Genomic DNA, 12,266 nt, shown 5'->3' with positions numbered 1-12,266 from the left:
TTTGCAATGGCAGAGCGCGATAGCCGCCAGGCGGGGCATGGTTAGAATGATGCTCTGGCCATCCCTGCGAACGACGCCCGGCCGTGCCGCTCAATACCGCCAGCTTCCATTAGAGCCCGACCTTCTCTGGAGTCGACCATGCCGTATCAGCACATCAAGGTACCGGCGGACGGTGACAAGATCACCGTCAACGCGGATTTCTCGCTCAACGTGCCGGATCAGCCGATCATCCCGTATATCGAGGGCGATGGCACGGGCGTCGACATCACGCCCGTCATGATCAAGGTGGTCGATGCGGCGGTCGAGAAGGCCTACGGCGGCAAGCGCAAGATTCACTGGATGGAGATCTACGCGGGCGAGAAGGCGACGCGCGTCTACGGGCCGGACGTCTGGCTTCCCGACGAAACGCTCGATGTCGTGAAGGAATACCTCGTGTCGATCAAGGGGCCGCTGACCACGCCGGTCGGTGGCGGCATCCGGTCGCTGAACGTGGCGCTCCGCCAGCAACTCGATCTCTATGTCTGCCTGCGCCCGGTGCGCTACTTCAAGGGCGTGCCTTCGCCGCTGCGCGAGCCGGACAAGGTGAACATGGTGATCTTCCGCGAGAACTCGGAAGACATCTATGCGGGCATCGAGTGGCCGGCGGAGTCCGCCGAGGCGAAGAAGGTGATCGCGTTCCTGCGCGACGAAATGGGCGTGAAGAAGATCCGCTTCCCTGAATCGTCGGGACTCGGCATCAAGCCGGTGTCGCGCGAGGGCACGGAGCGGCTCGTGCGCAAGGCGATCCAGTATGCGCTCGACAACAATCGCCGATCGGTGACGCTCGTGCACAAGGGCAACATCATGAAGTTCACCGAAGGCGCGTTCCGCGACTACGGCTACGCGCTCGCACAGAAGGAATTCGGCGCGGAGCTGATCGACGGCGGTCCGTGGATGAAGGTGAAGGACCGGAAGACGGGCGCGGAAGTCGTGGTGAAGGACGTCATCGCCGATGCCTTCCTGCAGCAGATTCTGCTGCGTCCCGCCGAGTACGACGTGATCGCCACGCTCAATCTGAACGGCGACTACATCTCCGATGCGCTCGCCGCGCAGGTCGGCGGCATCGGCATTGCGCCGGGCGCGAACATGTCGGACTCGGTCGCGATGTTCGAAGCAACGCACGGCACCGCGCCGAAGTATGCGGGCAAGGACTACGTGAACCCGGGTTCCGAGATTCTCTCCGCTGAAATGATGCTGCGTCATCTCGGCTGGACGGAAGCGGCGGACCGCATCATCGCGTCGATGGAGCAGTCGATTCTTTCGAAACGCGTGACGTATGACTTCGCGCGGCTGATGGAAGGCGCGACGCAGGTTTCTTGCTCGGCGTTCGGCGAGGTGATGATCGAGAATATGTGAGCGTTCGCGCTTCACGGTCCGCATTCGAATAACCCCGAAAGGCTCGGGCCTTTCGGGGTTTTTATTTCGCCGGCTTCAGGCGGCCGGTTTCGGAAAACGGCCACAAAAAAACCCGGCGCGAAGGCCGGGTTTCACGAGGCAAATGCAGCCGAACGGTCAGGCAGCGTCCTGAATATTCGATGCCTGTTTGCCCTTCGGTCCCTGGACGATCTCGAAAGAAACCTTCTGGCCTTCCTTGAGCGTCTTGAAACCGTTCATTTGAATCGCCGAGAAATGCGCAAACAGATCCTCGCCGCCTTCATCGGGCGTGATGAATCCGTAGCCTTTCGCGTCGTTGAACCACTTGACCGTACCAGTAGACATTCGTACTTCCCCTCTAACTCTCGTCGCAACCCGAGCACGTTCGAAAAGCCCGACGGCCCACCCCTCAAGCCAACCGCCCCTCCTCACTAGCTCACCTCGGCCTTTTTTGCCCGGAGGCCCCCGGAAAAAAGTGCCAGTTTGATTGTTGAATCTCTTAAATCGAGTGTCAAGAATTTTTTAAGATAGAGCTTATGCTCGTTGCAGCGAACGCATTCGTAGGGTAATTCCTGCTTCGCGTGTGCGCCTCCGTCCAAGCAAGTCATCTTGAAAAGTCGCATAATCGACTCACTTGTGTGATACGCCCGGCGGCCCCGCCAAGGTGGCATCGCTTGTTTTTTTTGAAGCTGTGCGATACTGGTTTCGACGAGGTGCAAGCGGGCCGCGCCGAGATCCTTGGGCGGCGGCAGGATACGATGGACGGTAGCTGCGCAATGTACGTTTCAGTAACCCTTTCCGGTTGTGTAGCCGGTGCTGGAGCGGCAATTGCGAGAGCGCCCGTGTTGTTTAGAATGGGTGTATGGCGATTAATCCCAACAAGCAGGATGGCACGGTACTCGAGCGGCAGGAGCAGAAGCTCAAGAAGCCGGCGATGTACAAGGTGGTGCTGCTGAATGACGACTTCACGCCGATGGAATTCGTCGTGATGATCGTGCAGGAATACTTCAATAAGGATCGTGAGACTGCGACGCAGATCATGCTGAAGGTTCATCGCGAGGGCAGGGGAGTTTGTGGGGTCTACACGCGGGACATTGCGTCGACCAAAGTTGAGCAAGTCGTTAGCCATGCACGGCAGGCGGGTCATCCGCTGCAGTGCGTGATGGAGGAAGCATGATTGCCCAGGAACTGGAAGTCAGTCTGCACATGGCGTTTATGGAAGCACGTCAGGCGCGGCACGAGTTCATTACGGTCGAGCATCTTTTACTGGCCTTGTTGGACAATCCGACCGCCGCTGAGGTGTTGCGCGCCTGCGCAGCAAACATCGAAGATTTGCGTCAGAACCTGCGCAATTTCATTCATGACAATACGCCGACCGTGCCCGGCACGGACGACGTCGATACTCAGCCGACGCTTGGTTTCCAGCGTGTGATTCAGCGCGCGATCATGCATGTGCAATCGACCTCGAACGGCAAGAAGGAAGTGACGGGCGCGAACGTGCTCGTCGCGATCTTCGGCGAGAAGGACTCGCACGCGGTCTATTACCTGCAGCAGCAGGGCGTGACGCGCCTCGATGTCGTGAATTTCATTTCGCACGGCATCGCGAAGACGAACAGCGGCGACGCCGCGAAGGCGAACAGCGAAGCGAATCCGGAATCGGAAGATGCCGCCGCCCAGAAGGAAACGCCGCTTGCGCAGTTCACGCAGAACCTGAATCAGCAGGCGAAGGACGGCAAGATCGATCCTTTGATCGGCCGCGAGCTGGAAGTCGAGCGCGTCGTGCAGGTGCTCTGCCGCCGCCGCAAGAACAATCCGCTGCTCGTGGGCGAAGCGGGCGTCGGCAAGACAGCGATCGCCGAAGGTCTCGCCTGGCGCATCACGCGCGGCGAAGTGCCGGACATTCTCGCGGATGCGCAGGTCTACTCGCTCGACATGGGCGCGTTGCTCGCGGGCACGAAGTATCGCGGCGATTTCGAGCAGCGCCTGAAGACGGTGCTGAAGGAACTGAAGGAGCGTCCGCACGCCATTCTGTTCATCGACGAAATTCACACGCTGATTGGCGCGGGCGCGGCATCGGGCGGCACGCTCGACGCATCGAACCTGCTGAAGCCGGCGCTGTCGTCGGGACAGTTGAAGTGCATCGGCGCGACGACGTTCACCGAGTATCGCGGCATCTTCGAGAAGGACGCGGCCTTGTCGCGGCGCTTCCAGAAGGTCGATGTGACGGAGCCGTCGGTCGAGCAGACGGTCGCCATCCTGCGCGGTCTCAAGTCGCGCTTCGAAGAGCATCACGGCGTGAAGTACTCGTCGGGTGCGCTCTCGGCGGCGGCTGAGTTGTCGGCGCGCTTCATCACGGATCGTCACTTGCCGGACAAGGCAATCGACGTGATCGACGAAGCCGGCGCGGCCCAGCGCATCCTGCCGAAGTCGAAGCAGAAGAAGACTATCGGCAAGAGCGAGATCGAAGAGATCATCTCGAAGATCGCGCGCGTGCCGGCGCAAAGCGTGTCGCAGGACGACCGCAGCAAGCTGCAGACGCTCGACCGCGATCTGAAGGCCGTCGTGTTCGGTCAGGACCCGGCAATCGATGCTTTGTCGGCGTCGATCAAGATGGCGCGCGCGGGCCTCGGCAAGACGGACAAGCCGATCGGCGCGTTCCTGTTCTCCGGCCCGACCGGCGTCGGCAAGACCGAGGTCGCGAAGCAGCTGGCGTTCACGCTCGGTATCGAGTTGCTGCGCTTCGACATGTCCGAGTACATGGAGCGTCATGCGGTGAGCCGGCTGATCGGCGCGCCGCCGGGCTATGTCGGATTTGATCAGGGCGGTTTGCTGACCGAGGCCGTCACGAAGAAGCCGCATTGCGTGCTGCTCCTGGACGAAATCGAGAAGGCGCATCCGGACATCTACAACGTGCTGCTGCAGGTGATGGACCACGGCACGCTGACGGACAACAACGGACGCAAGGCGGATTTCCGCAACGTCATCATCATCATGACGACGAACGCGGGCGCCGAGACCATGGGCAAGTCGGTGATCGGCTTCACGTCGCGCCGCGAGTCGGGCGATGAAATGGCCGACATCAAGCGCATGTTCACGCCGGAGTTCCGCAACCGTCTGGATTCGATCATCAGCTTCCGTTCGCTGGACGAAGAAATCATCCTGCGCGTGGTCGACAAGTTCCTCATGCAACTGGAAGATCAGTTGCACGAGAAGAAGGTCGATGCGGTCTTCACCGATGCGCTGCGCAAGCACTTGGCGAAGCACGGTTTCGATCCGCTGATGGGCGCGCGTCCGATGCAGCGGCTGATCCAGGACACGATCCGCCGCGCACTGGCCGACGAACTGCTGTTCGGCAAGCTGCTCAACGGCGGCCGTGTGACCGTGGACGTGGATGCCGAAGACAAGGTGCAGTTGACCTTCGACGAAAATTCGGCTCCGCCGCGCAATCCGAATCCGGAAGCGATCGAAGTGGACTGATTGCGGTAGATGAAAGCAAAACGGCGCGGTTTCGACCGCGCCGTTTTTTTGTGCCCCGAGAAAGCTCAGTGCTTGCCGGTGCTGCCGAATCCGCCCGCGCCGCGCTCGCTTGCTTCGAAGTCGTCGACGATATTGAACTGCGCCTGCACGACCGGCACGATCACGAGTTGCGCGAGCCGTTCCATCGGATTCAGCGTGAATGCGGTATCGCCGCGATTCCACGTCGAGACCATCAGCTGACCTTGATAATCCGAATCGATCAGGCCGACGAGATTGCCCAGCACGATGCCGTGCTTGTGACCGAGGCCCGAGCGCGGCAGGATCAGCGCGGCGTAGCCGGGATCGCCGAGATGCACCGCGAGGCCCGTCGGCACGAGCACCGTCTGGCCCGGTTCGATGACGAGCGGCGCATCGAGGCACGCGCGCAGGTCGAGGCCCGCGCTGCCGGGCGTCGCGTAGGCGGGCATGAAGTCGCGCATGCGCGCGTCGAGAATCTTGACGTCGAGTTTCATGGTTCAGGCTTGGCCGAGCGCGAAGGCGTCGGCGAGAAGTTGATAGGACCGCGTGCGCGCGGCGTAGCTGCCGGCGACTGTCAGCACGATCAGTTCGTCGGCGTTGAATCGCTCCCTGCAGCGCATGCAGTTGTTCGGTCACGCGTTCCGGCGTGCCGATGATGCTGCGCGCTTTCTCATGCGCGATCACAGCAAGTTCGCGTTCGCCGTAGACCTGCGAAATGCCTTGTGCGATGGATGGAATCGGCTGATTCAGCCCGTAGGCCATTTGCACGCGGCGCAGATCCACGGCGCGTTCGAGGGCTTCGGCTTCCTTGTCCGTATCGGCGCAAATGACGAAGACCGCCGCCGCGAGATAGGGCTTCTGTTCGTGCCCGGCCGTAAAGCGCTCGCGATACGCCTGCGCCACGTGCTGCCCGTACTGCGGGTTGATGAAATGCGCGAACGCGAAGCGGATGCCCAGCTGCGCGGCGAGGAGGCCGCCGAAGTCGCTGGAGCCGAGCATCCAGAGTTCGGGGCGCGTGTCGATCTGCGGTTGCAGCAGCACGCCTTTGGCGAGGGAATCGTCGGGAATGTTGCCGGTGAATAGCGCGATCAATTCCGCGACCTGCTGCGGGAAAATATCGCCGCGATTGTAGGAGCCTGATGCGACCGCCTGCGCGGTGCGCATGTCGCCGCCGGGCGCGCGGCCGACGCCGAGATCGACGCGATTCGGAAACAGCGCTTCGAGCATCAGAAACTGTTCCGCGACCTTGAAGGGGCTGTAGTACGGCAGCATGACGCCGCCCGAGCCGATGCGGATGCGCTTCGTCAGGCTGCCGATGCGCGCGAGCATCACTTCCGGGCACGGGTTGGACACGCCGTACAGGCCGTGATGCTCGGCGCACCAGTAGCGCGTGTAGCCGAGATCATCGGCGAGTTGCGCGAGGTCGAGCGTGGCCGCGATCGCATCCGCGACCGTGTGGCCGTGAATGACCGGCGTTTGATCGAGAACCGATAGCTTCGTCATGGCTCAGGAGAAGAGCGCGCCGCCGCGCGGCGCACGTTTGGCGATTTCCGCGATCAGCGTGCGGGCGAGAAGCTGCTTGTCGGCACGCGGCAGCGGCGTGGCACCCGACGTCTCGAACAGCACGACTTCGTTGTCGTCACGGCCGAAGGTCAGCGGGCCGAGGTTGCCGATCAGAAGCGGCACGTTCTTGCGCTTGCGTTTCTCTTCGCCGTGAACGTCGAGGTCCGCGCTTTCCGCTGCGAAGCCCACGCAGAAGGGCGGGTTCGGCAGCTTCGCCACGGCGGCGAGAATGTCCGGATTCTCGACGAATTCGAACGACGGCAACGGCTGTCCGGGCGCCTTCTTGATCTTCTGCGCGCTCGCGTGATCGACGCGCCAGTCCGCGACCGCCGCCACCGCGATGAAAATGTCCGCGTCCGACGTGGCTTCCATGACGGCGTCGTACATCTGCTGGGCCGTCTGCACGTCCTCGCGATACACGCCCCACGGCGTTGCCAGCGACACCGGCCCGGCGACCAGATGCACGTCGGCGCCCGCCTGCGCCGCCGCCCGCGCAAGCGCGAAGCCCATTTTTCCCGACGAGCGATTCGTGATGCCGCGCACCGGGTCGAGCGGCTCGAAGGTCGGTCCCGCCGTGATCAGCACGCGCTGCCCGCGCAGAATCTTCGGCTGGAAGAATGCGCAGATGGCTTCGAACGTCGCCGACGGCTCCAGCATGCGTCCGTCGCCGACTTCGCCGCACGCCTGCGAGCCGGAATCCGGGCCGAGCACTTCGATGCCGTCATCGCGGACCTGCGCGACGTTGCGCTGCGTGGCCGGGTTCTGCCACATCTGCCGGTTCATTGCGGGAACGACGAGCAGCGGGCAATCACGCGCGACGCACAGCGTGGACAGCAGGTCGTCGCACATGCCATGCGCGAGCTTGGCGATGAAGTCGGTGGAGGCGGGGGCGACGACGATCGCATCGGCTTCGCGCGACAGATCGATGTGCGCCATGTTGTTCGGCATGCGCGCATCCCATTGCGACACGTAGACCGGGCGTCCCGAGAGCGCCTGCATCGTGACGGGGGTGATGAACTGCGTGGCCGCTTCGGTCATCACGATCTGCACGGTCGCGCCCGCCTTGACGAGCAGGCGCGTCAGCTCCGCGATCTTGTAGCACGCGATGCCGCCCGTCAGCCCCAGTACGAGATGTTTGCCTGCGAGTTCCAACTTGCCTCCGTCGCAAAGAAAGCGCGGCTCGCTGAAAAGAGCCGCGCCGGGAACATCATCGCGATCCGCGCACGCGCCGCAGTTCGTCGAAAATCAGCAGCGCCGCGCCGATGGTGATGGCGGTATCGGCGAGATTGAACGCCGGCCAGTGCCACGCGTTCACGTGGAAGTCGAGAAAGTCGATCACGTGACCATACGCGAGGCGGTCGATCACATTGCCGATCGCGCCGCCCATGATGAGCGAGAGCGCCGCGCAGAAGAGCCGCTGCGTCGCGTTCTTCTTGAGCAGATAGCAGATGACGGCCGCCGCCACCACGCCCAGCGCCGTGAACGCCCAGCGCTGCCAGCCGCCCGCCGCCGCGAGGAAGCTGAACGCCGCGCCGCGGTTATAGACGAGCAGCAGGTTGAAGAAAGGCGCGAGCGCGTGAGGCTCGCCATAGGCGAAGACCTTCTGCACTGCGATTTTCGTCAACTGATCGAACAGGATCACGATCAGCGCGATGCCGAGCCACGGCGCGAGCGATCCACTCGATGAAGTTTGTTTCGCCATCGTTTTCGTTGCCATTATGCTGCGCTCCGCGTTTCGCCCGCGCCGAAGAGGTTGGAGAAGCAGCGGCCGCACAGCCCCGGATGCTCCGCGTGCGAGCCGACATCCGCGCAGTAGTGCCAGCAGCGCTCGCACTTCATGTAACTGGATGCCGTCACGTCGACGCCTTCTTCCGCTTCGCTCGCCACCTGCGCGACCTGCGCCTGCGACGTGATCAGCACGAAGCGCAACGCATCGCCGAGACTTGCGAGCGCGTCATAGCGCGCGCCGCTTGCCCGCACGACTACTTCCGCCTGCAGCGACGAACCGATCTGGTTCGCCGTGCGCGCTTCTTCCAGCGCCTTCGTCACGTCGCCGCGCGCGGCGCGGATGAGCGTCCACTTGTCGAGCAACTCGCCCGAATTCGCGATGTCCGGATAAGCGTGGAAGACTTCGGTGAAGATCGTATCCTGACCCGGCTTCAGCACCTTGTACGCTTCTTCCGCCGTGAACGACAGATACGGCGCAACCAGACGCAGCAGGCCATGCGCGATGTGATACAGCGCCGTCTGCGCGCTGCGGCGCTCGCGCGAGCCGGGCTTCATCGTGTAGAGACGGTCTTTCAGCACGTCGAGATAGAAACCGCCGAGGTCTTCCGAACAGAAGGTCGCGAGCTTCGCGACGACCGGGTGGAACTCGTACTTCTCGTAGTGCGAGAGCGCGTCGTCTTGCAGATTGCGCGCGAGCGCGATCGCGTAACGGTCGATTTCCAGCCAGTCCTGCACCGGCACCGCGTCCTTGTCGAAGTCGAAATCGGACAGGTTCGCGAGCAGGAAGCGCAGCGTATTGCGGATACGCCGATACGTTTCCGTCACGCGCTTCAGGATCTCCTCGGAGATGGCAAGTTCGCCGGAATAGTCCGTCGATGCGATCCACAAGCGGATGGTTTCCGCGCCGAGGCGATTCGCCACCTCGTGCGGATCGATGCCGTTGCCGAGCGACTTCGACATCTTGCGGCCCTCGCCATCCACGGTGAAGCCGTGGGTCAGAAGCGCGTCGTAGGGCGGGCGGCCGTCGAGCATCGAAGCGGTGAGCAGCGACGAATGGAACCAGCCGCGATGCTGGTCCGAACCTTCCAGATACAGGTCGGCGGGGAACTGCAGTTCGTCCTTGTGCGAGCCGCGCAGCACGTGCCAGTGCGTCGTGCCGGAGTCGAACCAGACGTCGAGCGTGTCCCGATTCTTTTCGTACATGTTGGCGTCGTCGCCGATCAGCTCGCGCGGATCGAGCGATTGCCACGTCTCAATGCCGCCCTGCTCGACGCGCTTCGCCACTTCTTCCAGCAATTCGGGAGTGCGCGGATGCAGCTCGCCGGTTTCCTTGTGCACGAAGAACGCCATCGGCACGCCCCATTGACGCTGACGCGAAAGCGTCCAGTCCGGGCGGTTCGCGATCATGCTGTACAGGCGCTGCTTGCCCCACGAAGGATAAAACGCCGTGTTCTCGACGCCTTCGAGCGCGGTCTCGCGCAGCGTTTGCCCGCCGTCCTTCGGCTTCACGTCCATGCCGGCGAACCATTGCGAAGTCGCGCGATAGATGATCGGCGACTTGTGACGCCAGCAGTGCATGTAGCTGTGCGTGTACTTTTCGGTCTTGAGCAGCGAGCCGGCGTGATCGAGCGCCTCGACGATCTGCGGATTCGCCTTCCAGATCGACAGCCCGCCGAAGAGCGGCAGCGATTCGATGTAGCGGCCATCGCCCATCACCGGGTTGATGATGTCCGAATCCGCCATGCCGTGCGCCTTGCACGACACGAAGTCTTCCACGCCGTACGCCGGCGACGAGTGCACGACGCCCGTACCGCTTTCGGTCGTCACGTAATCGCCGAGATATACGGGCGAGGTGCGCTTGTAGCCGGGATGCGCCGCCGCGAGCGGATGATGGAAGCGCAGGTTGCCGAGCTTCTCGCCGGTCGTCGTGGCGATGACGTCGCCCGGCAGGCCGTAGTTCTGCAGACACGCTTCGACGCGTTCCTGCGCGAGAATCAGCAGGCCGCGCGGCGTATCGACGAGCGCGTAGACGATCTCCGGATGCACGTTCAACGCCTGGTTCGCGGGGATGGTCCAGGGCGTCGTCGTCCAGATCACGATGCCGCCTTCCGTCTTCGGCAGCGAAGGCAGGCCGAACGCCTGCGCGGTCTTCTCCGGCTCCGCGAATGCAAAGAGCACGTCGATGGTCGGATCGGTCTTGTCCTTGTATTCGACTTCCGCCTCGGCCAGCGCCGAGCCGCAGTCGAAGCACCAGTTCACCGGCTTGAGGCCACGGAACACGTAGCCCTTTTCCATGATTTTCGCGAGCGCGCGGATTTCACCGGCCTCGTTGACGAAGTTCATGGTCTTGTACGGATTGTCCCAGTCGCCGAGCACGCCGAGCCGACGGAAGCCGACCTTCTGCTTCTCGATCTGCTCGCCGGCGTACGCACGCGCCTTCTGCATCACTTCGGCGGCGGGCAGCGACTTGCCGAACTGCTTTTCGATCTGGATTTCGATCGGCATGCCGTGGCAGTCCCAGCCCGGCACGTAGACCGCGTCGAAGCCCGCCAGATTGCGCGCCTTGACGATCATGTCCTTCAGGATCTTGTTGACGGCGTGACCGAGGTGAATGTCGCCGTTCGCGTACGGCGGGCCGTCGTGCAGAATGAACTTCTTGCGGCCTTTCGAGGCGGCGCGGATCTTCTCGTAGATCTTCTTGTCCTGCCATTCCTTCACCCACGCGGGCTCGCGCTTGGGCAAGTCGCCGCGCATGGGGAAGGGCGTATCGAGCAGATTGACCGGATACTTCGAGGAGGCTTTCTCTTTCTTGTCGCTCATGAGTGACTCAGTGAATTCGGTGAGACGGCGCTTGCAAACGGCGCGCGGTGATACGGGCATTCGAGTGCGGGGCAGCGGGCGATGCGCTTTTATCAAAGCGGCATCGCGCGCTCACCTAATTCGGTCGGTGGCCGAAATGGCGAAGCCCGTGGCGCGGCTGCCGGCGTTGCTCGCGGGCGGCAGGCCGAAGTAGGCGCGCGTGTTGTCCACGTCTTTGGCGATGGCGGCCGACAGCGTTTCCAGGTCGACGTATTTTTCTTCGTCGCGCAGCTTCTTCAGGAATTCGACGCGCACGAGCTTGCCGTAGGCGTCGCCGTGCCAGTCGAGCACGAAGACTTCGAGAAGGACGCGGCCGGAATCGTCGACGGTCGGGCGCAGTCCGAGACTCGCCACCGCCGGCAGCGGTTCGTCCGCGAGGCCGTGCACGCGCACGACGAAAATGCCCGACGCCGCCGGGCGCTTGTGCGCGATCGGCAGATTGAGCGTGGGAAAGCCGAGATCGCGGCCGAGCTTCGCGCCGTGCACGACGTGACCGCTTATGACATACGGACGCCCGAGCGCGAGATGCGCCGCCTCGAGGTCGCCCGCGACGAGCGACGCCCGCACCGACGAGGACGAAATGCGCGCGCCGTTCGGATGCGCGACGGTCGCCATTTGCTCGACTTCGAAGCCGTACTGGTCGCCCGCCGCCTTGAGCGATGCGAAGTTGCCCGCGCGTTTCGCGCCGTAGCAGAAGTCGTCGCCGACCATGACCCAGCGCGCGTGCAGGCCATCGACGATGACGTTCTTGACGAACGTATCCGGCGACTGGCTCGCGAACGTTTGACTGAAGTGCTCGACCACCACGCGATCGACGCCGTTGGTGCGCAACGCTTCGAGCTTGTCGCGCAGCATCGCGATGCGCGGCGGCGCGCCTGCCGGATTGAAGAACTCGCGCGGATGCGGCTCGAAAGTCATCACGCAGACCGGCAGCCCGCGAGCGTCGGCGGCGGCACGCACGCGCGCGAGCAGCGCCTGGTGGCCGCGATGGACACCGTCGAAATTGCCGATGGTCAGTGCGCAGGGCGACCGGCTTTCGGCGTTGGGGAGGCCGCGGAAGACTCTCACGATAGGCGTTGGTCGGTGGGAGGGCTGATGCCGCAAAGCATTCGATTATAAACGCTCGCACGCGGGGACGGTTCTCTCGCCGCGCCGCCGCCCTTGGAGACGTTGACTGCCGGGTTGCTGCCCTTTGGCACGATTTTCGC

At 63.1% G+C, this 12,266-nt stretch carries 9 protein-coding genes and 1 pseudogene; 3 read left to right on the top strand and 7 right to left on the bottom strand.

Annotation, left to right across the window (positions count from 1 at the left end):
* Positions 1–138 precede the first annotated feature (138 nt).
* Positions 139–1,395, top strand: coding sequence for an NADP-dependent isocitrate dehydrogenase (gene icd, locus P9220_RS01040; protein WP_309763162.1), 1,257 nt, complete (start codon positions 139–141; stop codon positions 1,393–1,395).
* Positions 1,396–1,551: 156 nt separating this feature from the next.
* Here icd and cspD read toward each other — a convergent pair whose 3' ends face one another.
* Positions 1,552–1,758, bottom strand: coding sequence for a cold shock domain-containing protein CspD (gene cspD, locus P9220_RS01035; RefSeq protein WP_008351201.1), 207 nt, complete (start codon positions 1,756–1,758; stop codon positions 1,552–1,554).
* Positions 1,759–2,275: 517 nt separating this feature from the next.
* Here cspD and clpS point away from each other — a divergent pair.
* Together clpS and clpA are read left to right on the top strand one after the other, a co-directional pair.
* A complete protein-coding gene (gene clpS / locus P9220_RS01030; protein WP_008351199.1) occupies positions 2,276–2,590 on the top strand; it encodes an ATP-dependent Clp protease adapter ClpS in 315 nt (104 codons plus the stop codon).
* Positions 2,587–4,890 (top strand): ATP-dependent Clp protease ATP-binding subunit ClpA, encoded by a 2,304-nt coding sequence (gene clpA / locus P9220_RS01025; RefSeq protein WP_244814254.1) that lies wholly within the window; start codon positions 2,587–2,589, stop codon positions 4,888–4,890. The genes clpS and clpA overlap by 4 nt, the downstream gene beginning before the upstream one ends.
* A gap of 65 nt (positions 4,891–4,955) precedes the next feature.
* Here the strand turns inward: clpA and dut are convergent, their stop codons facing one another.
* The 6 genes and pseudogenes from dut to P9220_RS00995 all read right to left on the bottom strand — a co-directional run bounded on the left by dut (position 4,956) and on the right by P9220_RS00995 (position 12,126).
* Entirely contained in the window at positions 4,956–5,402 is a 447-nt protein-coding gene (dut, locus tag P9220_RS01020; RefSeq protein ID WP_309763161.1) for a dUTP diphosphatase, read from the bottom strand.
* Positions 5,403–5,405: 3 nt separating this feature from the next.
* A pseudogene (locus P9220_RS01015) lies at positions 5,406–6,411 on the bottom strand (LLM class flavin-dependent oxidoreductase).
* A 3-nt stretch (positions 6,412–6,414) separates the two neighbouring features.
* Positions 6,415–7,623, bottom strand: a complete 1,209-nt coding sequence (coaBC, locus tag P9220_RS01010; protein WP_309763160.1) for a bifunctional phosphopantothenoylcysteine decarboxylase/phosphopantothenate--cysteine ligase CoaBC — start codon at positions 7,621–7,623, stop codon at positions 6,415–6,417.
* Between the two features lie 55 nt (positions 7,624–7,678).
* Positions 7,679–8,173, bottom strand: a complete 495-nt coding sequence (lspA, locus tag P9220_RS01005) for a signal peptidase II (RefSeq protein ID WP_404980388.1) — start codon at positions 8,171–8,173, stop codon at positions 7,679–7,681.
* Positions 8,174–8,187: 14 nt separating this feature from the next.
* Positions 8,188–11,019, bottom strand: coding sequence for an isoleucine--tRNA ligase (ileS, locus tag P9220_RS01000; protein WP_309763158.1), 2,832 nt, complete (start codon positions 11,017–11,019; stop codon positions 8,188–8,190).
* Positions 11,020–11,130: 111 nt separating this feature from the next.
* Complete coding sequence (locus tag P9220_RS00995) at positions 11,131–12,126, bottom strand: bifunctional riboflavin kinase/FAD synthetase (protein ID WP_309763157.1); 996 nt, start codon at positions 12,124–12,126, stop codon at positions 11,131–11,133.
* Positions 12,127–12,266: the final 140 nt, after the last annotated feature.

Origin of the sequence: Caballeronia sp. LZ016, from assembly GCF_031450805.1 — a bacterium.
Lineage (GTDB): Bacteria > Pseudomonadota > Gammaproteobacteria > Burkholderiales > Burkholderiaceae > Caballeronia.
This window is presented reverse-complemented; position numbering and strand designations above follow the sequence as displayed.